Source organism: Streptomyces sp. NPDC059696 (assembly GCF_042733745.1).
In the GTDB taxonomy this organism is placed as follows: Bacteria; Actinomycetota; Actinomycetes; order Streptomycetales; family Streptomycetaceae; genus Streptomyces.
This window is the reverse complement of sequence record NZ_JBHWFG010000001.1, coordinates 82991-108155: the sequence shown is the minus strand read 5'-3', so window position 1 is coordinate 108155 and position 25165 is coordinate 82991. Positions and strand designations below refer to the sequence as shown.

The window sequence follows — 25165 nt, the reverse complement described above, 5'->3', positions numbered from 1 at the left end:
TCCTTCCGAGGGTTCCAGAAGCCGTACGGCCCCCCTGAGCCGGTCGCGTGAGCAACTCAGAGGGGCCGCACGGAAGTTACTTGCTGAGGTGCTCCGGGCCGAAGGCCTGGGGCAGCATCTGCGAGAGCGGCAGGATCCCCGCCGGGGTCTCCAGCAGGAGGTCCGGGCCGCCGAACTCGTGGAGCAGCTGGCGGCAGCGTCCGCACGGGACCAGCGTGTCGCCGTTGCGGTCGACGCAGGTGAAGTGCGTCAGCCGGCCGCCGCCGGTGTTGTGCAGCTCCGACACCAGACCGCACTCGGCGCACAGGCCGAGCCCGTACGAGGCGTTCTCGACGTTGCAGCCGGAGATGATCCGGCCGTCGTCCACCCGGGCCGCCACACCGACCGGGTAACCGGAGTAGGGGGCGTACGCCCGGGACATGGCGTCCCGGGCCGCCGTGCGCAGCCGCTCCCAGTCGACGGCGGGACCGGCGTCGGTCACTTGCCCTGCCCCTTCCGGTACGGCAGCCCGTCGGCCTTCGGCATCCTCAGCCGCTGGGCGGACATGGCGAGGACGATGAGGGTGATGACGTACGGCGTGGCGGAGACGACCTGGTTGGGGACCTCGTCGGTGGAGGCGTACCAGGCGAACACCAGGGCGGCGACGACCGCGGTGATCATCGACGGGGCGTACTTCTTGCGGACCACCAGGAAGATCGCCCCGATGATCAGCAGCAGCGCGCCGAGCAGCAGCAGGGCGTGCACGTTGGCGGAGCCGCCGCGCAGGTTGAGGCTGTCGGTGTAGCCGAACAGGCCGGCGCCGAGGGCGAGGCCGCCCGGCATCCAGTTGCCGAAGATCATCGCCGCGAGGCCGATGAAGCCGCGTCCGCTGACCTGGCCCTCCAGGTAGAAGGGGTTGGCCACGATGGACAGGAAGACACCGCCGAGGCCGGCCAGGCCGCCGGAGATGACGACGGCGATGTACTTGTACTTGTAGACGTTGACGCCGAGGGACTCGGCGGCGACCGGGTTCTCACCGCAGGAGCGCAGCCGCAGGCCGAAGGCGGTGCGCCACAGGATCCACCAGGTGGCGGGGATCAGCGCGATGGCGATCAGGGTCAGCCAGGAGACGTTGGTGACCAGGCCGCCGAGCAGGCCCGCGATGTCGGAGACGAAGAACCAGCCCTGGTTGTTCAGGTCGCGCAGCGCGTCGGACAGTCCGGGCACGGTGAAGTGGCCGAGGGAGTCGACCGCCGGGGACTGCTTGGCGGAGCCGCCGGTGTGGCCCTCGAAGGCGAGGGGCGCGAGGTAGCGGGTGGCGCCGAGGGCGAGGATGTTGATGGCCACACCGGAGACGATGTGGTTGACGTTGAAGGTGACGGTCACGAAGGCGTGCAGCAGACCGCCGATCGCGCCGCCGAGGATGCCGACCAGGACACCGGTCCAGGGGCCCCACTGGAAGCCGGCCCAGGCGCCGAACCAGGTGCCGAGGATCATCATGCCCTCGAGGCCGATGTTGACCACGCCCGCGCGCTCGGCCCACAGACCGCCCAGACCGGCGAGGCCGATCGGCACGGCGAGCTGGAGTGCGGTGGACATCTGGCTGACGTTGGTGATGCCGTCGGCGCCGGTGATGAGGCGGACGATCGAGGTGAGCGCCAGTCCGCCGGCGATGATCAGCAGCAGGACGGGCCACGACAGGCGGCGGCCGGTCGGCGCCGCGGGCTGCAGCGTGGGCTGGTTGACGTCGGTCGCGGTGGTCATCGGCCAGCCACCTCCTTCGTGTTCTGAGCGCCGAGGACGTGTCCGGCGGCGAGTTCGGCGCCGACGCGACGCTGCTGGCGGCGCAGACCCCATTCGCGGACGGCCTCGTAGGAGACGACGACCGAGAGCACGATCAGGCCCTGCATGATGACCGCGATCTCCTTGTCGTAGCCGTGGAAGTCCAGCTCGGGCGAGGCCTTGTCGAGCCAGGCCCACAGCAGGGCGGCGAAGGCGATGCCGACCGGGCTGTTGCGGCCCAGCAGGGCGATGCCGATGCCCAGGAAGCCGATGCCGGTGGGGAAGTTGAGGCTGTAGGTGTGGGTGTCGCCGAGCAGGATCGGCAGGCCGGCCAGGCCCGCGATGGCGCCGGAGATCAGCATGGCGCTGAGCACCATGCGCTTGGGGTCGACACCACTGGCCGCGGCGGCGGTCTGCGAGGCGCCGGAGGCGCGCAGGTCGAAGCCGAAGCGGGTGCGGTTGAGGACGATCCAGTAGCCGATGCCGAGCAGGACGGCCAGCAGCACCAGGCCGTAGATCTCACCGGCGTCGCCCAGGCTGATCCCGGGGATCCAGCCGGACTCGTACATCTCGCCGGTGGTGTTGTTGTTGCCGACCTTGACGCCGAAGACGTCCGGCAGCCACAGGTAGGCGATCACGGAGGTGGCGATCGCGTTCAGCATGATCGTGGCGACGACCTCGCTGACGCCGCGGGTGACCTTCAGGACGCCCGCGATGCCGGCCCAGAAGGCGCCGGTGAGGACGGCCGTGAGGAGCAGCAGCGGGACCTGCAGGGCGGCCGGCAGGTTCACATGGGCGCCGACGACGGCGGCCATCATGGCGCCGAGCTGGTACTGGCCGTCGACGCCGATGTTGAACAGGTTCATCCGGAAGCCGATGGCCACCGCGAGGGCCGCGATGTAGTACATCGAGGCCTGGTTGATGATCAGGACCTGGATGTCGGAGAAGCCCAGCTGCTCGAACATCAGGGCGAACGGCTCGAAGGGGCTCTTGCCCGAGGCGAGCAGCACGATCGCGCTCAGGACGAAGGCCACGGCCAGCGCGATGACCGGTCCGGCCACCGCGAGGAGCACGCGCTCCTTGTCGAACTTCTTCATCAGCGGGCCTCGTCTTCCGGAGACTCGGGGGCGTCGGCCTTCGAGATCTCGGGGGTGTCGTCGTGCGCGAGGTGCCCGGTGGCGGCACCGGTCATGGCCGAGCCGAGCTCCTCGGGGGTGATGGTGGCCGGGTCGGCGTCCGCGACCAGCTTGCCGTTGTAGATCACGCGCAGCGTGTCGGACAGGCCGATCAGTTCGTCCAGGTCGGCGGAGATCAGCAGCACGGCCAGGCCCTCGCGGCGTGCCTCACGGATGTGGTCCCAGATGGCGGCCTGGGCACCGACGTCCACGCCCCGGGTGGGGTGCGCGGCGATGAGGAAGCGCGGCTTGTGGCTCATCTCGCGGCCGACGATCAGTTTCTGCTGGTTGCCGCCGGACAGGGAGGCGGCGGTGACGTCGATGCCGGGCGTGCGGACGTCGTACTCCGTCACGATCCGGCGGGTGTCCTCCTGGGCCGCCTTCGGGTCCAGCCAGACGCCCTTGGCGAGGGGCTTCTCGGTGACGTGGCCGAGGATGCGGTTCTCCCAGAGGGGTGCCTCCAGGAGGAGACCGTGGCGGTGCCGGTCCTCGGGGATGTAGCCGATGCCCTGCTCGCGGCGCTTGCGGGTGGGCCAGGCGGTGATCTCCTCGTCGGCGAGCCGGATGGTGCCGCTGTCGGCGGAGCGCAGGCCGATGAGCGCGTCGACGAGTTCGGTCTGTCCGTTGCCCTCGACACCGGCGATGCCGAGGACCTCGCCCGCGTGGATGGTGAAGCTGATGTCGTCGAGGAGGGCCTTGCCACCGGGGGCCGCGAGGCGCACCCGGTCGACGGTGATGACCGGGCGGTCGGTGACCGTGGACTCGGCCGTCTCGGGCGTCGGCAGCTCGCTGCCGACCATCATCTCGGCGAGCTGACGGGGCGTCGTCTCGGCCGGGACGGCGGTGCCGACGGTGGTGCCGCGGCGGATGACGGTGATCTCGTCGGCGACGGAGAGCACCTCGCCGAGCTTGTGCGAGATGAAGATGACCGACAGACCCTCGGACTTCAGCTCGCGCAGGTTCGCGAAGAGGGCGTCGACCTCCTGCGGCACGAGGACCGCGGTCGGCTCGTCGAGGATGAGGGTGGTCGCGCCGCGGTAGAGGACCTTGAGGATCTCCACGCGCTGGCGGGCGGCGACACCGAGCTCCTCGACCATCAGGTCGGGCTCGACGCCGAGGCCGTAGCGGTCGGAGAGCTCCTTGATCTTGCGGCGGGCCTTGGCGCCGATGCCGTAGAGCTGCTCGCTGCCGAGCGCCACGTTCTCCAGGACCGTGAGGTTGTCGGCGAGCATGAAGTGCTGGTGGACCATGCCGATGCCGCGGGCGATGGCGTCGGCCGGCGACGAGAAGCTGACCTGCCGCCCGTCGACGGCGATGGTGCCCTCGTCCGGCTTCTGCATGCCGTAGAGGATCTTCATCAGCGTCGACTTGCCGGCGCCGTTCTCACCGACGAGGGCGTGGACGGTGCCCTTGCGGACGCTGAGGTGGATGTCGTGGTTGGCCACGACTCCGGGGAAACGCTTGGTGATCCCGGCGAGTTCGACGGCGGTCACCGATTCGTTGACCGCCGCTCCGGCCGGAGGGCTGCTGGACGCGTTGATGGCGCACTCTCCTGGGGACGGGGGCCGTCTACGCGCGTAGCGCCCCTAGGGCATACAGAGGGGCCTACGCCCCGCGGCAACGGGGCACGGGGAGCGGCTCCCCGTACCCCGTCGAGCGGACGTGACCCCGGGGGTCACCGCCTGCTTCGAGGCAGTCGCTCGTCAGCTGCTCTTGACCTTGATCTCGCCGCTGATGATCTTCTCCTTGGCCGTCTTCAGGGCTGCCTGAAGGTCGGCGTCGTCCGCGAACTTCGGGTTGGAGTTCGACAGGCTCACCTCGCCGGTCTTCAGATCGCCACGAACGATACCGGTCTCGGGCTTGCCGTCCTCGACCGACTTCGCCAGGTTGTACACCGCCTTGGCGACGTCCTTCATCGCCGAGGTCAGGATGGAGTCCTTGTACTTGGCGAGCGCTTCCTGCTGGTACTGGTCGGAGTCCACACCGATGGCCCACACCTTCTCGGCGGCGGCGGCCTCGATGACACCCTGACCGGACAGGCCGGCGGCCGCGTAGACGACGTCGGCCTTCTTCTCGATCTGGCCCTCGGCAGCCGTCTTGCCCTTGTCGGGGCTGGCGAAACCGCCCTCCTCGGCCGTCTGGGTGAGGTACTGCGAGAGGACCTTGACCTTCGGGTCGGTGTCCTTGACGCCCTGCGCGAAGCCCGCCTGGAACTTGTGGATCAGCGGGATGTCCACACCGCCGACGAAGCCGACGACCTTGCTCTTGCTGGTCTTGGCGGCGGCGACACCGGCCAGGTAGGAGGCCTGCTCCTCGTTGAAGACCAGGTCGGCCACGTTCTCGGTGTTGATCGTGGCGTCGTCGACGATGCCGAAGGTGGTCTTCGGGAACTTCTCCGCGGCACCCTTCACGGCGGCGGCGTAGGCGTAGCCGACACCGACGACCGGGTTGTAGCCCTGCTTGGCCAGCGAGACCAGGCGCTGCTCCTTGTCGGCGTCCGTCTCGCCCTCGGTGGGCTCGACGTCGGCCGTCTGGTACCCGAACTCCTTCTTCGCCTGCTCCAGGCCCGCGAACGCGGCGTCGTTGAAGGACTGGTCGCCCTTGCCGCCGACGTCGTAGGCGATGGCGAGGCCCTTGTCGCCCTTCGAGTCCGACGACCCGGCGGAGGTCGAGGTGCCGCCGCAGGCGGAGAGCGCGAGGGCCAGGGAGGCGGTCGCTGCGCCTGCGACCGTGATCCGGGATATCCGGCGCATGTGTGGGTGCTCCTGTCGTACAACCGAGGTGCACAGCGCCGGACGGTTCAGCTTCAGCGCTGGCTTCGCCGCAGATTAACGCGCGTAGACCTGCCTGAAAACCCCTTCTGTCCACCTTGTTATGCGCCCGTGGCCAAGCCCTCACCGGTCCTTGGCCGGGCCGTTGCCGACCGCGAACGGGGTGTGGCGCAGGGTGATCCGGTTCCCGGGCAGCCGGCCGGGAGACGCGGAGCGGGCGGACACCCAGGGGGTGCCCGCCCGCTTCGACTGGTCAGACCGGTCGGCTCACTCGGTGTTGACCTTGATCTTGCCGTCGATGATCTCCTGCTTGGCCTTGTTCACGGCGTCCTGGAGACCCGCGATCTTCGCGTACTCCGGGTTGGACTCCGACAGGCCCACGCCGTTGACCTCCAGGTCGAACGTCTGGGTGCCGGTCAGCGGCTTGCCGTCGTGGACCGACTTGGACAGCGTGTAGACCGCGCCGCCGACGTCCTTGAGCGCGGAGGTGAGGATGTAGTTCTTGTACGGCGCCAGGGCGGCCTGCTTGTACTGGTCGGAGTCGACGCCGATCGCCCAGACCTTCGCCTTGGCGGCGGCCTCGATGACGCCCTGACCGGACAGACCGGCGGCCGCGTAGAGCACGTCCGCCTTCTTCTCGATCTGGCCCTCGGCGGCGGCCTTGCCCTTGTCGGGGCTGGAGAAGCCGCCCTCCTCGGCCGTCTGCGTCAGGTACTGGGACAGGACCTTCACCTTGGAGTTGGTGTCCTGCACGCCCTGCTTGTAGCCGGCCTCGAACTTGTGGATCAGCGGCACGTCGACACCGCCGACGAAGCCGACGACGTCGGTCTTCGTGGCCTTCGCGGCGGCGACACCGGCGAGGTACGAGGCCTGCTCCTCGGCGAACACGAGGGAGGCGACGTTCTTGCCCTCGACGACCGAGTCCACGATGCCGAAGGTGGTCTTCGGGTACTTGGCGGCGACGGCCTTCATCGCCGGGCCGTAGGCGAAGCCGACGCCGATGACCGGGTTGTAGCCCTGCTTGGCCAGCGACGCCAGGCGCTGCTCCTTGTCGGCGTCGGTCTCGCCCTCGGTGGGCTCGATGTCGGCCGTCTTGTAGCCGAACTCGTCCTTGGCCTTCGTCAGGCCGGCGTAGGCGGCGTCGTTGAAGGACTGGTCGCCCTTGCCGCCGACGTCGTACGCGATGGCCAGGCCCTTGTCGTTGCTGTCGCTGTCGCCGCTGTCACTGCTGGTGCCGCCGCAGGCCGTGGCGACGAGCCCGAGCGACGCGACCCCCACCGCGACACGGGTCAGTTTGGAAATCCGACGCATCTGAAGTTCCCCATTCTCCAAAGCCCCGCGATGGGTGCTCGGTTCGGCGCACATTAACGCGCGTAGACACTCCTGGGAACGGTTCGCCGCGGGGCCGTTATCCATTCGTGCCGATGGCCGGTTACGCCCTTGTGAACCACGGGAGTGAACGGGGTCGAAAGGTGTAGTCGGGAACACGGCGCGTGCCTACCTCGTGACGCGCACCAGGCTGCCGTGCGGCTGCGCCGCCCGCAACCGGAGACAGGCCGTCGGGCCCGGGGGTGTGTGTCCCCGGGCCGGGGCTGGGGGGCGAGGTCGTCGAGCGGGTGCGGCGCCGTCGTGGCTTGTCGCGCAGTTCCCCGCGCCCCTGAGGGCCCGTGCGGCGCCGTCGTGGGCTGTCGCGCAGTTCCCCGCGCCCCTGAGGATCCGTGCGGCGCCGTCGTGGGCTGTCGCGCAGGTCCCCGCGCCCCTGAGGGCCCGTGCGGCGCCGCGGTTTGTCGCGCAGTTCCCCGCGCCCCTGAGGGCCCGTGCGGCGCCGCGGTTTGTCGCGCAGTTCCCCGCGCCCCTGAGGGCCCGTGCGGCGCCGTCGTGGTTTGGCGCGCAGTTCCCCGCGCCCCCAGAGGGCGGTCAGCGGAGGCCGTTGACCAGGGCTGCTGCTGTGAAGAGTTCCACTCCTACCGTGATGGCCGATTCGTCGACGTCGAAGTCGCCCTGGTGGAGGTCGCGGATCTGGCGTTCGCCGGGGGTGCGGACGCCCAGGCGGGCCATCGCGCCGGGGACGTGCTCCAGGTACCAGGAGAAGTCCTCGCCGCCGAGGCTCTGCTCGGTGCCCTCCACGGACTCGACCCCGCGCCGGGCGATCATCGCTTCGCGCAGCAGCTCCGTGACCCCGGGCTCGTTGACGACGGGCGGGACGCCTCGGACGTAGTTGATCTCGGACTTGGCCCGGTGCAGGTTGGCGATCTCGTCGATGGCCGCGACCACCACGTCGGGCGCCTGCCGCCACGCCTCGAGGTCGAGGCAGCGCACGGTGCCGGAGAGCTCGGCGTGCTGCGGGATCACGTTCGGCGCGTGACCCGACTCCACGCGTCCCCAGGTGATGGCGAGCCCGCTGCGGGTGTCGAAGCGCCGGCTGACCAGCGCCGGCACGTCGGTGACGACACGGGCGGCGGCGGTGACCAGGTCGGTCGTGAGGTGCGGGCGGGCGGTGTGGCCGCCGGGGCCGTCGAGGCCGATCTCCAGCCGGTCGCAGGCGGAGGTGATGGGGCCCTCGCGGAGTCCGATCTTCCCTGCGTCCACCCGGGGGTCGCAGTGCACGGCGATGATCGCGCCGACGCCCTCCAGCGCCCCGCACTTGATGGCGTCGGCGGCACCGCCGGGCAGCACCTCCTCGGCGGGCTGGAAGATCAGCCGGACGGGACGGGGCAGTGCTCCCTGACGGTGCAGCTCGGCGAGGACGAGCCCGGCGCCGAGGACGACGGTGGTGTGCACGTCGTGACCGCAGGCGTGGGCGCGGTCGGGCACGGTCGAGCGGTACGGGCACTCCGCCTTGGTGTCCGGGATGGGCAGGCCGTCGATGTCGGCCCGCAGCGCGAGCATGCTGGGACCGCCGTCCCACTGCTCGCCCTCCACACCGATGTCACAGACGAGTCCGGTCCCCACGGCGAGGACGCGCGGCTTGAGGCCGGCCCGCACGAGCCGCTCCTTGATCGCGGCGGTCGTGCGGAACTCCTGGTTGCCGAGCTCCGGGTGCATGTGGAGGTCGCGCCGGAACGCGATGAGCTCGGCCCGCAGAGCGTCGGGCAGTGCACCGGGAAGGACTGCTCCGCCGGGAAGATCGACCTCGGACTCCAGTGACATCAGTGGCTTCACCCTCTGAAGGGTAGGGCGCCGGGGGGGTCCGCTGACCCTGGATCAACAAAACTTCAACCCGATAGGGGAAGAAAATATGACCGCCTGACGCATAGCTATCAAGTGAGATGGGTAAACTCGCCCGCCTTTTGGGGGCCGACCGGGCCATCCACCCCCCGGAGTGTGACTTCGACCACATGGACGTCGGAACTCCGGTATCCATCCATCCTCTCCACGGATACCACGCCCCGCGCGGCCAACACCGGCGTGTTCATCTGCCGGACGCCCGCCACCGCTAGTGTGCGCCCGTGCGCGCCCCCGAGTTCCTGGAGTCCACGCGAGCCTCGTACGACGCCATCGCCGAGGCCTACGCAGCCGAGCACCCCGACAGTCTGGCGGGGAGACCGCTGGAGCGGGCGCTGCTGTCGGCCTTCGTGGAACTGGCCGGGGCGCCGGACGGGCAGGGGCGGGCGCCGGTCGCGGACCTCGGCAGCGGGCCCGGGCACGTCACCGCGCGGCTGCGCGACGCGGGACTGCCGGTGTTCGGGGTCGACGCCTCGCCCCGCATGGTGGCCCTGGCCCGCAGGGCGCATCCGGAGCTGCGCTTCCACGTCGGGTCGATGACGGCCCTGGACCTGCCGGCCGAGACGCTCGGCGGCATCGTCGCGCTGTACTCGATCATCCACGTGCCGGACGATCACCTGCCGTCCGTGTTCGCCGAGTTCCACCGCGTCCTGCTGCCGGGGGCACCGGTGCTGCTCGCTTTCCAGTCCGGGGCGCAGGACGGGCACCGGCGCCAGACCGAGCGCTTCGGGCAGGAGATCTCGCTCGACTGCTACTGGCGCACGCCGGACACCGTCATCGGGGAACTCACCGGGGCCGGGCTCGAACTGCACGCCCGCGTGCTGCGCGAGCCGGAGGCCGGGGAGGAACTGCCCCGCGCGTTCCTGCTGGCGCGCCGGCCCGCTCGGGCACCGCGGCAGCGGTGAGCGGGACGCGTCACGACGCCGCCGGGCCGACCAGACCGGCGGAGGGCTGCGTGGCGGTGAAGGGTGCCGGGGCGGTAGGGCCGGCGGAAGGCTGCGACGGCGGGGCAGGCGCCGGGGCGGATTCGGCGGACGGCGGCTGCGTGGCGGTGAAGGGTGCCGGGGTGGCCGGGTCGGGTGGGCTCGCCTGCCTCGGGACGGTGGGTGGGTCCGTCGGGGACAGCCGGTGGACGTCCCGGGCCGTTCCGGTGACCCCGGACAGGAAACCCTGGGCGCGCGGGGAGGCGTTCTCGGTCAGCCAGGCGGGGTCGATGTCGCAGACGGCCACGCGCACCCCCGTGCCGGTCAGGGCGAGCGGGAGGGTGTGGACGACCGTGGAGGGGAAGCTGAGGATCGTCCGGCCGATGGGTCCGCGGCGGGCGATCAGTTCGAGGGGGAGTTCGGGGCGGACGATCTCCAGGCCCGTCCCGACCGCGAGGCGGTGGAGTTTGTCCGTGCTCTCGCGACGGTGGGCGAAGTAGCGGGTGGCGCCGTGCGCCGCGGCCAGGGCGTGGACGGCCTCCAGGTAGCGGGCGTCGTCCACCACACCCGTCTCCACCAGGGACGTGCCGACCATGTCGGCGCCCTTGGTGATCCGGGGCGGGCCGAAGCGGGCCCGGGTCCAGGCGAAGGTGTTCTCGCTGACCGTGACGCCCACCGGGGTCTCCTCCATCGGCATGGAGGAGAAGATCTCGATACGGCGGCGGTCGCCGGGGGTCAGCCGGCGGCGGGCCGAGGCGGACACCGGTGCGAAGACCACGTCCCGGGGGCCGGGACGGCCGCCCTTGCGGTGCCAGCGCACCAGCCGTTCACCGCGGGCCAGCTGCCCGACGAACTCCATCGTCGCCGTGCCGTCGTCGACGACGACCAGGTCACGGGCGCGGGTGATCGTCAGCAGCAGCTGGACGTAGCGGGAGAAGGGGTCCCCCAGCACGACCCGGTGCGCCCTGCGGAGCAGGCCGGTCAGGCCGCCGATGGTCTGGAAGGGGGCCAGCGGGCCGCCCCTGGCCTCCTCCCAGCGGACCTCGTGCCCCTCGTCGCGGGCCAGGTCGGACATCCGTCGCAGCTGGCCGCGCGTCATCGGGTCGACGGGCGACAGCACCACGAGGGTGAGCCCCACGCCGGGCGCATGCGCGTGCGCCCACTCCAGCACGTTCAGCAGCTGTACCGGGCTCTCGACGAAGGCGAGAGTGTGGGGGCCGGCGTTCCCGGCGCGGGGGCTCATCGACGTACGACCGTCCCGTCGTAAGGGGGGTGGTGGGGGTGGTGCGCTCAGACGCCGACCGGCTCGCCCGCCGCGTCGGCGATCTCCGCCTCGGCGACCACGCCGGCGACGCGGCGCAGCTTCTTCATCGGGCCGAGCTCGGACTCGTAGACCTTCTTGACGCCGTCGCCGAGGGAGGCCTCGATGGTGCGGATGTCGCGGACCAGGCGGGTCAGCCCCTGCGGCTCGACGGAGGCGGCCTGGTCCGAGCCCCACATGGCGCGGTCGAGGGTGATGTGACGCTCGACGAAGGTGGCGCCCAGGGCGACCGCGGCGAGGGTGGTCTGCAGGCCGGTCTCGTGGCCGGAGTAGCCGATCGGGACGTTCGGGAACTCCTGCTGGAGGGTGTTGATGACGCGCAGGTTGAGCTCCTCGGCCTTGGCCGGGTAGGTCGACGTGGCGTGGCACATCAGGATGTTGTCCGAGCCGAGGACCTCGACGGCGTGGCGGATCTGCTTCGGCGTCGACATGCCGGTGGAGAGGATCACGGCGCGGCCGGTGGCCCGCAGGGCGCGCAGCAGCTCGTCGTCCGTGAGGGAGGCGGAGGCGACCTTGTGGGCGGGGACGTCGAACTTCTCCAGGAAGGCGACGGCCTCGGTGTCCCACGGGGAGGCGAACCAGTCGATGTTCTTCGACTTGCAGTAGTCGTCGATGGCGCGGTATTCGTCCTCACCGAACTCCACGCGGTGGCGGTAGTCGATGTAGGTCATCCGGCCCCAGGGGGTGTCGCGCTCGATGTCCCACTGGTCGCGCGGCGTGCAGATCTCCGGCGTGCGCTTCTGGAACTTGACGGCGTCGCAGCCGGCCTCGGCGGCGGCGTCGATCAACTTGAAGGCGTTCTCGAGCTCGCCGTTGTGGTTGATGCCGATCTCACCGCAGACGTAGACCGGACGGCCCGGGCCGACCTCGCGCGAACCGAACTGGCGGATACGGGAGTTGGTGCTCATGGAAGGAGATGTCCTTACTTGGTGAGGGAATCGAGAGAGGGGCCGAGGATCCAGCTGGCGATCTCTCGGATCGCGCCGTCGCCACCGGGGACGGTGGTGACCGCGCGTGCGGCGCCGCGCACGACGTCGTGGGCGCTCGCGACCGCCACGGGCCAGCCGACGAGGGCGAAGCACGGGAGGTCATTGACGTCGTTGCCGACGTAGAGCACGCGCTCCGGCGCGATGCCCTGCTCCTCGCACCACTGCTTCAGCGCGAGGTCCTTGCGGTCGATGCCGTGCAGCACCGGGAGCTTGAGCTTCCGGGCCCGGGCGGCGACCACAGGGTTCTGTTCCGTGGACAGGATCAGCATCTTCAGGCCGCTTCTGCGCAGCGCTGCGATGCCGAGTCCGTCCCCGCGGTGCACGGAGACGAACTCCCGTCCGTCGGAGTCGACGAGCACCCGGTCGTCGGTCTGGGTGCCGTCGAAGTCGAGGACGACCGCGTCGATGTCGTCTGCGGTCGGGAGGGCGCCGGGGCGGTCCGCGTCGAAGAGCGGCGCCAGGGCCCGGGCGCGGGCGAGGTCGTGCGGGTCGTCGATCTCCAGGACGCGCGCCGGGTCCGTGCGGACCAGTTCGGTGCGGCCGAAGAAGCGGTGCCGGTGCTCGCGGAAGCCGGTCGCCTCCATGGCGTAGGCGGCGCCGGTCTCCAGCAGGTCCTGGGGGCGGTCCTGGCGGCGGGGCCGGAAGGACTTGTCGTGGTTGACGCCGTAGCCGCCGCCGGCCGCGGCGTCGGCCTCCGCCACCGAGCCGGCCGCCGCCTCGTCGTCGGCGTCGCGCCAGACGAACCCGTGGAAGGGCGCCACGGTCACCGCGGTGTCGGCGCCGTTCTCGGCGATCGCGCCCGCCACCCCGTCGATGTCCTCGCGGACGAGGAACGGGCTGGTGCACTGCACGAGCAGGACCACGTCCACCGGCGCCCCGTGGAGGGCCTCGTGGGCGTCCATGGCGTGCAGGACGGCGGCCTCGGAGGTGGCGGTGTCGCCGGCGATGGCGGCGGGCCGCAGTACGACCTCGGCACCCGCCTCGCGGGCGGCGGCCGCGATGGCCTGGTCGTCGGTGGAGACCACGACGTCCGTCACGAGCCGCGAGGCGCGGCACTCGCGTACCGCCCGCGCCACCAGCGGGACCCCGCCGACGGGCAGGAGGTTCTTCGCGGGCACGCCCTTGGAGCCGCCGCGCGCGGGGATCACCGCGAGCACGCGGCGCACCGAGGCGCCTCGGCCCGCTTCCGGGTGGGACATGGGGTCTACTCCTTGGGCAGGGGGGTCGGGGCGGCTCACAGCTCGCCCATCCGCCGGATGACGGGCGCCACGCGCTGCACGCCGTGCCGGTAGGCGCCGCGCGCCGCCCGGCGCACGATCTGCCGGACCGGTCCGGGGTCCTTGTCGGCGGCGGGCGCGCCGGGCAGCGGGGTGCCGTCCGGGCCGAGGTGGTGGCGGGCGAGGATCCCGGGCAGGTAACCGGGCGCGGTGACGGGGGTGTAGTACGGGGTCAGCGGGGGCAGGCCACCGGGCCGGCCGAGCAGCTCGGCGATGCGCCCCCGTGCCGCGTCGAAGGCGGAGTCGTAGGAGCCGTCGGCGGCGACGCCCTGCCGGGCGACCCACTCCTCGTCGGGCACGGGCCGGTGCCCGGCGTCGAGCTGGTCCCAGGAGGCGAGGCAGCCGGAGCCCACGAAGTGGTGGTTGCCGAGCGACTCGCGGATGCCGAGGTCGGTCAGCACGACGGTCGGGATGCGGCGGTGCAGCGACTCCAGGGCGGCGGTGGAGCTGACCGTCACCAGCAGGTCGGTCCGGTCGAGGACCTCGCCCATGTTCCCGTACACCAGGCGGAAGTTGGCGGGCGGATCGAGGCGCTGCACCAGCTTCTGGTACGGCAGCTCCTCGATGTGGGTGGTGTGTTCGCCCGGCTTGGAGCGCAGCTTCAGCAGCACCTCGCGCTCGGGGTGCCGGCGGGCGTGCTGGACCAGCCGGTTCAGCAGGTACGTACGGTCCTTGCGGCTGTCCGGGACGGACGGCTGGGCGGCGAAGACGACCGTGCAGGGCTCGCGTTGGCCCTCGTACGGCGCGCCGCCGAGGAAGGGCAGGGCGACCTCCGTCACCGCGGAGGCGTCGGCGCCCACGCCCTCGTAGACGGCGCGGAAACGGTCCGCGTCCTGGCGGGAATTGGCGAGGACCAGGTCCGCGCCGTGCCGCAGCAGCAGGCCGTCGGCGAGCTTCTCGTAGACGACTCCGACGTAGCCGGTGACGACGACGGGCCGCTGCGTGCGGTGTTCCCAGACGCGTGCCAGGCCGTGCAGCATCGCCTGTACGCCGCCGCCGACCAGGGAGAGGAGCACGATGTCGTAGGACTCCTCGGCCATGGCGCGCAGGAACTCCACGGCGGTGACCTCGCGCAGCGAGTCGGCGCGTACGCCCACTTCCCTCAGCTGGCGCGGGGTGGGCGTGGCCCGGCCGCGCAGCAGGAAGCCGTCGAGGAGGGGGCCGGGTTGCGCGGCGTCGCGCGATGCGGCTTCCATGGACGGTTCCGGGGCGATGCGGTCCGCGGTCAGCGCACCCCATTTCCAGCGGGTGTCGGAGTCCGCGAGGACGGCGATTCGCGGGCGCTTCGGTGTACTTACTGGCACGTCGAAGACGCTAGGAAGCGAATCCTAGGTATGGCGGAACCGCGACTCAACGAAAAGTTAACAACAGCCCACCGAGAGCCGAACTGGCCTGCCGGAAAGCGGGAAGTACACGGGGTGCACCGTTCTGACACATCGAGTTCACCCGGTGTACCTTCACCGTAAAGTTCCGCTGCCGGGCGGCCTCCTAACGTTTTGCGGGTGCCTAAGCTTTCCGTGATCGTGCCGTTCTACAACGTGCAGCAATATGCCCCGGACACCCTCAGAAGCCTTCGGTTGAACGCCGACCGCGATTTCGAGTTCATCCTGGTCGACGACCATTCGAAGGACGAAACCCCGGCCATTCTCGAACGAGCGGCCGAGGAACTGTCGGATGTCGCCCAGGTGCGGTACATCCGCCACGAACAGAACGGTGGGCTCGCCACCGCCCGCAACACCGGCCTGGACGCGGCGCAGGGCGAGTACCTGACGTTCCTGGACGGCGACGACTGGCTGGCCCCCGGCTACCTCGCCGAACTGGTGTCCGCGATGGACGACCTGGGGTGCGACTTCGTGCGCACCGACCATGTCCAGGCCACCGCGCGCGCCCGTTCCGTGCACCGGGTGCCGGTCGGGCGGCGCTGGGAGGCGTTCGACCCGCGGGAGGCGATCCTGCCCGCCCACCGCTCCACCTCCGTGGACTACGCCTACGCCTGGGCCGGCGCGTACCACCGCCGGCTCGTCGACAAGGGTGTACTCCACTTCACCCACGGGCTGCGCACGGCGGAGGACCGGCCGTGGATCTGGAAGCTGCACCGTGAGGCGGAGTCGTTCGCCGTGGTGAGCCTGCTGGGCGTGTTCTACCGGCGGGGGGTGGCCTCGTCGCTGACGCAGATCGGCGATGTCCGGCAGCTCGACTTCATCCGCGCCTTCGACCAGGTGATCGAGGAGACGGCCGCGGACCGCGACGCCGACCGGCTGCTGCCCAAGGCGGTGCGCACCTACTGCGCGATCATCGCCCACCACCTCTCCAACGAGGACAGGTTCGAACCGGCCGTGGCCAGGCAGCTGCGGTCGATGAGCGCGGCGGCCATCAAGCGCATGCCGCAGGACGCACTCGCCGACGCACTGGAGGCCATGGACATGGACCGCTCGTCCAAGCTGCGGCGGCTGCGGCGCCGGGTGACCACGACGGGAGCGGCCGCCTGATGCCCACTCAGATCTTCTGCGCCTCGACGCTGTACGGCGTCGCCACCCTGGCCGCCGCGATCGACTCCGACCTCTTCGAGGAGACGGACCGCCGGGTGCTGCTGGTGTTCAACAACTCCGCGACGCCGGAGACCACTCCGGCCCTCGACGAGATGCCGGGCTTCGCGCCGCTGCGCGAGCACTTCGACGAGGTGCTGTCCTGGAACGAGGCCATCCGCCCCTTCCACCCGGGGGCCTGGACGCCGCGCGCCGACGACATCCCGCTCTTCGAGCGCTATCTGCGGCTGCTGTGGGGGCTCGGCGACGACCGGGTGAGCCTGGTCCTGGAGTCCATCCAGGTGGCGCCCGCCCTGACGGTGGCCCAGCTGTTCACCGACGCGCCCGTCGACGTCTACGCCGACGGGCTGATGAGCTACGGCCCCACGCGCAACAAGCTCGACCCGCTGGTCGGCACCCGGGTGCGGCGGCTGCTGCACCTGGATCTGGTGCCGGGGCTCACTCCGATGCTGCTCACCGAGTTCGGCGTGCCCGCGCACCTGGTGCCGACGCCCGCGTTCCTGAAGGTGCTCGGCGAGGTCACCGAGACGGTGCCCGAGCTGCCGGACCTGCCGGGCGACTCGGCGCTGCTGCTCGGCCAGTACCTCTCGGCGCTGAACATCCTCTCCCCCGAGGAGGAAGAGGACCTGCACGTGCGGATGATGCGGGGCGCCGTCGCCCGCGGCCACCGCACCGTCGTCTTCAAGCCCCACCCCACCGCCCCGGCCCGCTACAGCCGGGCCCTGGAGACGGAGGCCGGGAAGCTCGGCGTGGACCTCACGGTCCTGGACACGCCCGTGCTCGCCGAGGTGCTGTTCGACCGGACCCGGCCCGCGCTGGTCGTCGGCTGCTTCTCGACCGCCCTGTTCACCGCCTCCGCCTTCTACGACCTGCCGGTCGCGCGCATCGGAACGGAGCTGCTGCTGGAGCGGCTGACGCCGTACCAGAACAGCAACCGGGTCCCGACCGCCCTGGCGGACGCGCTGCTGCCCGGCCTGGAGAGCGGCGCGGAGGGTGACGTCCTGCCGGCCGCACAACGGTCCGAGCTCGTCACGGCCCTCGGGTTCACCATGCAGCCGCAGATCTACCCGGATCTGCGCCCGCAGGCCGAGCAGTTCCTCGCCCGGCACCTCGGGCCGCGCACCCGGCGCTACTTCAAGAAGCGCCGCCTGACCGCGCTCGGGCTGCCCGGGGGCATTCCGCAGCGGCTGGCGTTCCTGCCGCGCAACTCCACGGCGCGCCGGGTGGTCCGCAGGGCCCGGGCCCTGCGCAAGGCGGTGCGCCGCTGAGCCGGTCCCGTCCGGCGGCCCGGCCGCTCCGGTGACGTCCGGATGAACCCATGGGGACCGTCAGGCGAAGCCTGTCACCATCGAACGTTATTGCGTCAACTCTCGTCCTAGGGTGACAGGCGCGCCCGCCCACAGGCGGCTCAGGCGAAGGACATACGAGCCACACAGAGGTTTCCAGCGTGACCGAGACGGTCGTCAGCACCCGCACGCCACAGCCCGGCGTCGCACAGTCCGGCGTCGCACAGTCCGGCGTCGTCGTGCCGGCCGAACCATCGGGCGCCACGACCGTCCCACGACGGGCGAGGGACTCCGCCGGGCGGCTGCGCGCCCTGGACGGACTGCGGCTGGTGGCCGCGCTCATGGTGGCGCTGTACCACTACGGCGGGCGCGGCGGTGAGGTCGCCCAGGCCTGGGGCACCTCGCCCCGGGACCAGTTCCCCACCCTGCACACGCTGTTCGCCTACGGCTGCCTCGGTGTCCAGGTGTTCTTCGTGATCAGCGGGTTCGTGATCTGCATGAGCGGCTGGGGCCGGCCCCTGACGTCGTTCTTCGCCTCCCGGGCCTCCCGGCTGCTGCCCGCCTACTGGGCGGCGGTGCTCCTCGTCACGGCGGTGTTCGCGCTGCCGGTGGTCGCCTACCGGGCCGTCTCGCCGAGCGACGCGCTGGTCAACCTGACGATGATGCAGATGCCGCTGGGCGTCGACCGGGTGCTGGGTGTGTGCTGGACCCTGTGGGCCGAGGTCCGTTTCTACGCCCTGTTCGCCCTGTGCGTGGTGCTGCCCGGGGCCGACCGGCGCCGGGTGATCATGTTCTGCGCGGGCTGGATGCTGGCGGCCGTGGTCGCCGAGAACGCGGACATGCCGCTGCTCGACATCGTCCTGATGCCCGAGTACGCGCCGTTCTTCATCGGCGGTGTCGGCCTCTACCTCGTGCACCGCGACCGGCGGGACGTGTACGGCTGGGGCATCGTGGCCGTCAGCTGGCTGATAGGCCAGCACTACGCGGTGCAGTCGCTGTGGCACGCCCCGGACCCGCAGGCCTTCTCCTACCGTTCGTCGTTCGGGATCATCGCCGTCGTCACCCTGGGGTTCGTGGCGGTCGCCGCGATCGCGCTGGGCCTGCTGGGCCGGGTGAACTGGCGGTGGCTGACGGTCGCGGGCGCGCTGACCTACCCCTTCTACCTGGTCCACGAGCATCTCGGCTGGGTGGTGATCCAGGCCCTGCACCGCAATCTGGGGCTGGCGTCCGGGGTGACCTTCGCACTGACGGTGGCGTCAATGCTGCTGCTGGCGTGGCTGCTGAACAAGTATGTGGAGAAGCCGCTGACGCCCCGGCTGCGGGCGGCCCTGTCGAAGACCCGCTGACGCTGTTCACGGGCTGTTCAACCGGCCGTCGACCGGGGCAATGCTCCGAGAGAAGGCTCGTCTCATGACCCACGCACAAGCGACCGACAAGCACCCCGGCGAACTCGCCGACGTACCGGGCTGGTTCCCGGCCCTGGACCAGACGCTGTTCACCTGGTTCCTCGAACAGCAGACGAAGGCCGGCCTCAAGGGCGACCTGCTGGAACTGGGCGTCTACCTGGGCAAGAGCGCGATCCTCCTCGGCCACCACCTCCAGGACGGCGAGCGGTTCACGGTCTGCGACCTGTTCGAGGGCGACGCCCCCGACGACGCCAACCAGGCGGAGTCCTCCCAGTCGTACGCCTCGCTCACCCAGCAGGCGTTCGAGCGGAACTACCTCTCCTTCCACGACCGTCTGCCGACGGTGATCACCGGCCCCAGTTCGCTGGTGGACGAGAAGGTCTCCCCGGACTCCTGCCGCTTCATCCACATCGACGCCTCGCACCTGTACGAACACGTGCACGGCGACATCGGCGCGGCCCACGACATCCTGCTGCCCGAGGGCGTCGTGGTGCTGGACGACTTCCGCTCCGAGCACACCCCGGGCGTCTCGGTCGCCGCCTGGGAGGCCGTCCTCAACCGCGGCCTGCGCCCGATCTGCCTCAGCACGCAGAAGATGTACGCGACCTGGGGCGATCCCGAGCCGCTCCAGGAGGAACTGCTCGCCATGCTCCGGCTGCGCACCGATGTCGGGCTCAGCGTGCAGGAGGCGGCCGGGCACCGGCTGATCCGGACCCGTTCCCGGGGCATGAAGCCGCCGCCCTTCCCGCTCTCGCGGCACTACCAGGAGCCCGCACCCGCGCCGGCCCCCGCCGCTCCCGAGGCCCGCGTGCCGGGTGCGGCGCGCCCGGCCCGGCCCGCCCCGTCCCTGGCCCGCAGGCTCGCCAAGGACCTGCTGCCGCCGGTGGTCACCCGGGCCGTGCGGCGGGCCCGCGCGAAACGGTCCTGACGCGCCGGAGGGCGTCATGAGACCCCGTAGCGCGCCCCGATCCCCCCGATCACGAGGGCGAGTCCCTCCTCGAAGTGCCGGTCGTAATCCTCGAAGATCTCCGCGCCCGCCTGGGCCGACAACGGAAAGTCGGCCATCAGGCGGGCGCGTTCGTCCATGTCGTAGCCCTCGCGGCGCTCGCCCGGCAGCGGCTGCACGCCCTGCTCCTCGGTGACGAAGCCCAGCGTGTACAGGTAGGCCGTGGTGAGCGCGCGGGCCGCCTGGGCGAGGGTGAACCCGGCGGCCGTGAACAGGCGCAGGTTGTCCTCCATCTGCCCGGCGTGCTCGATGCCGGTGAAGCGTGAGCCGCTGAACACCTTCGCGCCGTCCCGGTAGCCGAGCAGCGCCGCGCGCAGCCCCCGGTTGGCCTTGCGCAGCCGGTCCTGCCAGGTGTCGGCGGGGTCGAGGGCGGCCCCGGCGACCATCCGGCGGTACATCTCCGTCGCCATCTCGTCGAGCAGCGCCTGCTTGTCCTTGAAGTGCCAGTAGAGGGCGGGCGCCTTCACGTCCAGCTCCCGGGCGATGGCCCGCAGCGTCAGGCCGTCCAGGCCGGTCTCGTTCAGCAGCCGCAGCGCGGTGTCCGCGACCCGGCGGCGGTCCAGGGGCTCGCGTCGGTCCGTACTCACGCTTGACAACTTAACACCGTTAAGGCGACCCTCGGGAACGAGGAGTACTTAACAGCGTTAAGGAGAGGGTGGCGTGATGGACACGGACGTGCTGGTGGTGGGCGCGGGTCCGACGGGCCTGGCGCTCGGCGTCGACCTCGCCCGGCGGGGCGTGCCGGCGCTGGTCGTCGAGCGGGCCGGGGCGCTGTTCCCCGGTTCGCGCGGCAAGGGCATCCAGCCGCGCACGATGGAGGTCTTCGACGACCTGGGCGTGCTCGACGCGATCCGCGCGGCGGGCGGCCCCTACCCGGTGGGGCGGATCTGGCAGGACGGCAGGCCGGCGGGCGAGCACCGCATGTTCGACGCCGTCGAGCCCAGCGAGGACGCGCCGTACACCGAGCCGTGGATGGTGCCGCAGTGGCGTACGCAGCAGATCCTGCGGGCGCGTCTGGAGGAGCTGGGCGGGGAGGTCGCCTTCGGCCGGGAGGTGGTCGGGCTGAGCCAGGACGAGGACGGCGTGCGCGCGGAGTTCACCGAGGGCGAGGCCGTCACCGCCCGGTACGCCGTGGCGGCGGACGGCGGCCGCTCCACCGTGCGCGGGCTGCTCGGCATCGGCATGGCGGGCGAGACCGTCGACCCGCACCCGACCCTGGTCGCGGACGTCCGGATCACCGGCCTGGACCGGGACAACTGGCACGTCTTCCCGCCCGGCGCGGGCGACGGCTTCCTGGCGATCTGCCCGCTGGCCGGCACCGAGGACTTCCAGCTGGTGGCCCGGTTCCCGGAGGGCACCGCACCGGACCTCTCCCTGGAGGGCGTCCGCAAGGTCGTCGCCGCACGGTCGCACCTCGCGCCGGAGTCCGTGACGGAGCTGCGGTGGGCCTCCGACTTCCGCCCCCGGGCGGCACTCGCGGACCGCTTCCGCTCGGGCCGGGTCCTCCTCGCCGGTGACGCGGCGCACGTCCACTCCCCCGCCGGCGGCCAGGGCCTGAACACCAGCGTGCAGGACGCCTACAACCTGGGCTGGAAGCTGGGAGCGGTGCTGCGCGACGGCGCGGACGCGGCCCTGCTCGACTCCTACGAGCAGGAACGCCGGCCCGTCGCCGCCGAGATGCTCGGGCTGTCCACCCGTGTGCACCGCGGCGAGACCCGGCGCGGCGAGGCGACCGGCCAGCTCGGCATCGGCTACCGGCGCTCACCGCTCACCCGCGAGACCCGGACCGCCCCCGGTCCCCTGCGGGCGGGTGACCGCGCACCCGACGGGTCCGTGGCCGGCGTCCGGCTCTTCGACGCGTTCCGCGGCCCGCACTGGACCCTGCTGGCCCTCGGGGACGCGCAGGCACCGGACCTCGGCCCGCGGATCCCGGTCGTACGGGGCCCCGCACCCGGGCCGTACGGGCCCGGCCTGTTCCTCGTCCGCCCCGACGGCCACATCGGCTGGGCCGGGGACACCGCGGCCGCACTCGCCGGCCACCTGGCCCGCTTCGGCCAGGGCTAGGCGCCTACGAGCTCGCCAGGGACAGCTTCACCGCGAAGCCGAGGAACAGCGCGCCCGCCGCCGAGGTCGCCCCCGCCGACAGGTGCCTGCGGCGGCGGAAGACGGCGGCCAGCCGGGTGCCGCCGAAGATCAGCGCGCTGAGGTAGAGCGCGCTGGCGAGCTGGGCGAGGGACCCGAGCACGACGAAGGACAGAGCCGGATAGGCGTAGCCCGGGTCCACGAACTGCACGAAGAAGGCCACGAAGAAGAGGATCGCCTTGGGGTTGAACAGGCTGACCACGAGGGCGCGGCGGAAGGGCCGCTCCCCGGCGGGCGCGGGCGTCTCCGTAGCGGCGGCGGCCCGGCTCGCACGGGTCCGCCACATGCCCCACGCGGCCCGCAGCATGCCGACGGCCAGCCAGCTGAGATATCCGGCCCCCGCGTACCTGACGACCGCGAACAGCACGGGGTTCGCCTGGAGCAGCGAGGCGACCCCGGCGGCGGACAGCGTCATCAGGACCGCGTCCCCGCACCAGACCCCGGCCGAGGCGGTGTACCCGGCGCGCACACCGCGGCGGGCGGCCACGGACAGCACGTACAGCGAGTTGGGACCGGGCAGCAGGACGATCAGGACGAGGCCCGCCAGGTAGGTGGGCAGATCGACGACACCGAACATGCGCAAGAGTCTCGCACGCGGATCCGGCACCCTCGCCCGGGACCTCGGTCAGAAGGCGTCGGACGGGACGTACGCGCCCCACACCTCGCGCAGGGCGTCGCACACCTCGCCGACGGTGGCCCTCGCCCTGAGGGCTTCCTTCATCGGGTAGAGGACGTTGTCCTCGCCCCCGGCGGCCTTCTTCAGCGCGGCGAGGGCCGCGTCGACCGCCGGCTGGTCGCGCCGCGCGCGCAGCTCCGCCAGCCGCTCGGCCTGCCGCGCCTCGATGGCCGGGTCGACGCGCAGCGGCTCGTAGGGCTCCTCCTCGTCGAGCTGGAAGCGGTTGACGCCGACCACGACCCGCTCACCGGAGTCGGTCTCCTGGGCGATGCGGTAGGCGTTGCGTTCGATCTCGCCCTTCTGGAACCCGTGTTCGATGGCGTCGACGGCGCCGCCCAGCTCCTCGACCCTGGCCATCAGCTCCACGGCGGCGGCTTCGACGTCGTCGGTCATTCTCTCGACGACGTAGGACCCGGCGAAGGGGTCGACGGTGGCGGTCACGTCGGTCTCGTGGGCGAGGACCTGCTGGGTGCGCAGGGCGAGGCGGGCGGACTTGTCGGTGGGCAGGGCGATGGCCTCGTCGAAGGAGTTGGTGTGCAACGACTGCGTCCCGCCCAGCACCGCGGCCAGCCCCTGCACGGCGACCCGGACCAGGTTGACCTCGGGCTGCTGGGCCGTCAGCTGCACCCCGGCCGTCTGGGTGTGGAAGCGCAGCATCAGCGACTTCGGGTCGCGCGCGCCGAACTCCTCGCGCATGACCCGGGCCCAGATCCGGCGCGCGGCACGGAACTTGGCGACCTCCTCCAGGAGGGTGGTGCGGGCCACGAAGAAGAACGACAGGCGGGGGGCGAAGTCGTCGACGTCCATGCCGGCCGCGACCGCGGTGCGCACGTACTCGATGCCGTCGGCCAGGGTGAAGGCGATCTCCTGCACGGGCGAGGCGCCCGCCTCGGCCATGTGGTAGCCGGAGATCGAGATGGTGTTCCACCTCGGGATCTCGGCCCGGCAGTACTGGAAGATGTCCGCGGTCAGCCGCAGGGACGGCTTGGGCGGGAAGATGTAGGTGCCCCGGGCGATGTACTCCTTCAGCACGTCGTTCTGGATCGTGCCCGTCAGCCGGTCCGCCGGGATCCCCTGCTCCTCGGCCACCAGCTGGTACAGGAGCAGCAGCAGGGCCGCCGGGGCGTTGATCGTCATCGACGTCGAGACCTGGTCCAGCGGGATCCCGCCGAACAGCACCCGCATGTCCTCGATCGAGTCGACCGCCACCCCGACCTTGCCGACCTCGCCGTGGGCGATCGGCGCGTCGGAGTCGTGGCCCATCTGGGTGGGCAGGTCGAAGGCGACCGACAGCCCGGTCGTGCCGTGGGCGATCAGCTGCCGGTAGCGGGCGTTGGACTCCGCGGCCGTGCCGAAACCGGCGTACTGGCGCATGGTCCAGGGGCGACCCGTGTACATCGACGGGTACACGCCGCGGGTGTACGGGAACGCCCCCGGCTCCCCCAGCTTCTGAGCCGGATCCCAGCCCTGAAGGTCCCGCGGCCCGTAGAGCGGCTCGATGGGCAGTCCGGACTCCGACTCACGCGCCATGGTGGATTGCCTCCCGCAGAGCAGTGACCTCGCTCACCACCATGCCCCCTGGTTCGGCGCGGGTCACGCCCGGGGAACATCTCAGGTGACATCCGGGGGTGCCGGTGAGACGAGCGGGGGGCCGTGTGCGTAGTACGGGCATGGGGAGAGCGTGCGTGGCGGGGCTCGCCGTGGTGGCCGCGCTGGCCGGCTGCACGGTGCAGACCCCCGGCGGCGAGGGCGAGCACCGCTCGCCGGTGCACATCGAGCGGCCCGACGACACCCCGGCCCCGGGCCGCACGCCCGCGGGTGGCGGTGCGGAGCCGCGCTCCGCACCGCCGTCCCACGACGGCAAGCCCCCTGCCGCTCCCACCCCGTCCCGGGTGCTGTGGTCGCGCGGCGACACCGGCCGGGACGTCCGGGAGCTCCAGGCCCGGCTGCGCCAGGTCGCCTGGCTCTTCGAGGGGCCGACCGGGACGTACGACGAGCCGACGCAGCGGGCGGTCAGCGGCTTCCAGGGCAAGCGCGGGCTGCCGCGCACCGGGCGGACCGACACCGTCACCTGGCAGCGGCTGCTGGCCATGACGCGCGAGCCGGGCCGCTGGGACCTGTACCTGATGGGCGGCCAGCAGGCCGACCCGCCGGACGCGCGCTGCCGCAGCGGCCGGGTGCTGTGCATCGACAAGACCAGCAGGACCCTGCGCTGGATGATCGACGGCCGGACGGTGTCGACGATGGCGGTCCGCTTCGGGTCGAGCGGCACCCCGACCCGGGAGGGTGTCTTCTCCGTCTACTGGAAGTCACGCGACCACGTCTCGACGCTCTACGACTCGCCCATGCCCTACGCGATGTTCTTCAGCGGCGGCCAGGCCGTGCACTTCTCGGCGGACTTCGCCGCCCGGGGCTACGCGGGCGGCTCGCACGGCTGCGTCAACGTCCGGGACGAGGCGGCGATCGCGGCGCTCTACGCGCAGGTCCGCGACGGCGACAAGGTCGTCGTGTCCTGGTGACGGCGCGGAGAGGAAGATGGGGCGCGGGCGGGACCGGGGGGACGTGTCCCGCCCGCGCGCAGGGGGACGAGCCCTAGGGACGGGGGGAACCCCGGCTCCGGGCGCCGGCCGATGACCACTCGGCACACTCAATACAGCGCCG

The 25165-nt window shown here is 71.6% G+C and carries 20 protein-coding genes and 1 pseudogene; 7 read left to right on the top strand and 14 right to left on the bottom strand.

The features are described 5' to 3' along the window. Positions 1-76: 76 nt before the first annotated feature. The 7 genes from ACFV20_RS00475 to ACFV20_RS00445 form a co-directional block, all read right to left on the bottom strand. On the bottom strand, positions 77-481 hold the full coding sequence (locus ACFV20_RS00475) for a cytidine deaminase (protein WP_385650648.1): 405 nt from the start codon (positions 479-481) through the stop codon (positions 77-79). Further along, on the bottom strand, positions 478-1743 hold the full coding sequence (locus tag ACFV20_RS00470) for an ABC transporter permease (RefSeq protein ID WP_385650646.1): 1266 nt from the start codon (positions 1741-1743) through the stop codon (positions 478-480). The genes ACFV20_RS00475 and ACFV20_RS00470 overlap by 4 nt, the downstream gene beginning before the upstream one ends. Beyond that, entirely contained in the window at positions 1740-2858 is a 1119-nt protein-coding gene (locus ACFV20_RS00465) for an ABC transporter permease (RefSeq protein WP_385650644.1), read from the bottom strand. Before ACFV20_RS00465 ends, ACFV20_RS00470 begins: the two co-directional genes overlap by 4 nt. Further along, positions 2858-4429: an ABC transporter ATP-binding protein gene (locus ACFV20_RS00460; RefSeq protein ID WP_385650641.1), complete on the bottom strand. Its 1572-nt coding sequence runs from the start codon at positions 4427-4429 to the stop codon at positions 2858-2860. The genes ACFV20_RS00465 and ACFV20_RS00460 overlap by 1 nt, the downstream gene beginning before the upstream one ends. 210 nt (positions 4430-4639) lie before the next feature. Next, positions 4640-5689 carry a BMP family protein gene (locus ACFV20_RS00455; RefSeq protein WP_385650639.1) on the bottom strand — a complete coding sequence of 350 codons (1050 nt, stop codon included), beginning with the start codon at positions 5687-5689 and terminating at the stop codon, positions 4640-4642. A gap of 285 nt (positions 5690-5974) precedes the next feature. Continuing rightward, complete coding sequence (locus ACFV20_RS00450; RefSeq protein WP_385650637.1) at positions 5975-7018, bottom strand: BMP family protein; 1044 nt, start codon at positions 7016-7018, stop codon at positions 5975-5977. 606 nt (positions 7019-7624) lie between these two features. After that, positions 7625-8857, bottom strand: a complete 1233-nt coding sequence (locus ACFV20_RS00445) for a M20 family metallopeptidase (protein ID WP_385651255.1) — start codon at positions 8855-8857, stop codon at positions 7625-7627. A gap of 299 nt (positions 8858-9156) precedes the next feature. On the opposite strand from ACFV20_RS00445, the gene ACFV20_RS00440 reads away from it, so the two are divergent. Then, entirely contained in the window at positions 9157-9837 is a 681-nt protein-coding gene (locus ACFV20_RS00440; RefSeq protein WP_385650635.1) for a class I SAM-dependent DNA methyltransferase, read from the top strand. 214 nt (positions 9838-10051) lie between these two features. Here ACFV20_RS00440 and ACFV20_RS00435 read toward each other — a convergent pair. The 4 genes and pseudogenes from ACFV20_RS00435 to ACFV20_RS00420 all read right to left on the bottom strand — a co-directional run. Beyond that, positions 10052-11098, bottom strand: a pseudogene (locus ACFV20_RS00435) (hypothetical protein); the annotation flags it as partial. A gap of 47 nt (positions 11099-11145) precedes the next feature. Beyond that, complete coding sequence (locus ACFV20_RS00430) at positions 11146-12084, bottom strand: N-acetylneuraminate synthase family protein (protein ID WP_385650632.1); 939 nt, start codon at positions 12082-12084, stop codon at positions 11146-11148. Between the two features lie 14 nt (positions 12085-12098). Then, entirely contained in the window at positions 12099-13364 is a 1266-nt protein-coding gene (locus ACFV20_RS00425) for a cytidylyltransferase domain-containing protein (RefSeq protein WP_385650630.1), read from the bottom strand. A 35-nt stretch (positions 13365-13399) separates the two neighbouring features. After that, positions 13400-14746, bottom strand: a complete 1347-nt coding sequence (locus tag ACFV20_RS00420; RefSeq protein WP_385650628.1) for a DUF6716 putative glycosyltransferase — start codon at positions 14744-14746, stop codon at positions 13400-13402. Positions 14747-14944: 198 nt separating this feature from the next. On the opposite strand from ACFV20_RS00420, the gene ACFV20_RS00415 reads away from it, so the two are divergent. From ACFV20_RS00415 to ACFV20_RS00400, 4 genes are all read left to right on the top strand, one after another. Continuing rightward, positions 14945-15931, top strand: a complete 987-nt coding sequence (locus ACFV20_RS00415) for a glycosyltransferase family 2 protein (protein ID WP_385650625.1) — start codon at positions 14945-14947, stop codon at positions 15929-15931. Next, entirely contained in the window at positions 15931-17256 is a 1326-nt protein-coding gene (locus ACFV20_RS00410) for an alpha-2,8-polysialyltransferase family protein (protein WP_385650622.1), read from the top strand. The genes ACFV20_RS00415 and ACFV20_RS00410 overlap by 1 nt, the downstream gene beginning before the upstream one ends. A gap of 179 nt (positions 17257-17435) precedes the next feature. Beyond that, complete coding sequence (locus ACFV20_RS00405; protein WP_385650620.1) at positions 17436-18620, top strand: acyltransferase family protein; 1185 nt, start codon at positions 17436-17438, stop codon at positions 18618-18620. Positions 18621-18684: 64 nt separating this feature from the next. Beyond that, positions 18685-19608, top strand: a complete 924-nt coding sequence (locus ACFV20_RS00400; protein ID WP_385650617.1) for a class I SAM-dependent methyltransferase — start codon at positions 18685-18687, stop codon at positions 19606-19608. Between the two features lie 14 nt (positions 19609-19622). On the opposite strand, the gene ACFV20_RS00395 is transcribed toward ACFV20_RS00400, so the two are convergent. Next, a complete protein-coding gene (locus ACFV20_RS00395) occupies positions 19623-20273 on the bottom strand; it encodes a TetR/AcrR family transcriptional regulator C-terminal domain-containing protein (RefSeq protein WP_385650615.1) in 651 nt (216 codons plus the stop codon). 76 nt (positions 20274-20349) lie between these two features. Here ACFV20_RS00395 and ACFV20_RS00390 point away from each other — a divergent pair, with 76 nt between their 5' ends. Further along, positions 20350-21750 (top strand): FAD-dependent oxidoreductase, encoded by a 1401-nt coding sequence (locus ACFV20_RS00390; protein ID WP_385651252.1) that lies wholly within the window; start codon positions 20350-20352, stop codon positions 21748-21750. 4 nt (positions 21751-21754) lie between these two features. On the opposite strand, the gene leuE is transcribed toward ACFV20_RS00390, so the two are convergent. Then, positions 21755-22405 carry a leucine efflux protein LeuE gene (leuE, locus tag ACFV20_RS00385; protein WP_385650613.1) on the bottom strand — a complete coding sequence of 217 codons (651 nt, stop codon included), beginning with the start codon at positions 22403-22405 and terminating at the stop codon, positions 21755-21757. A 48-nt stretch (positions 22406-22453) separates the two neighbouring features. Continuing rightward, positions 22454-24034 carry a methylmalonyl-CoA mutase gene (locus ACFV20_RS00380; RefSeq protein WP_385650611.1) on the bottom strand — a complete coding sequence of 527 codons (1581 nt, stop codon included), beginning with the start codon at positions 24032-24034 and terminating at the stop codon, positions 22454-22456. A gap of 140 nt (positions 24035-24174) precedes the next feature. Here ACFV20_RS00380 and ACFV20_RS00375 point away from each other — a divergent pair, with 140 nt between their 5' ends. Next, entirely contained in the window at positions 24175-25023 is an 849-nt protein-coding gene (locus ACFV20_RS00375; protein ID WP_385650609.1) for a L,D-transpeptidase family protein, read from the top strand. The last annotated feature ends 142 nt before the right edge of the window (positions 25024-25165 follow it).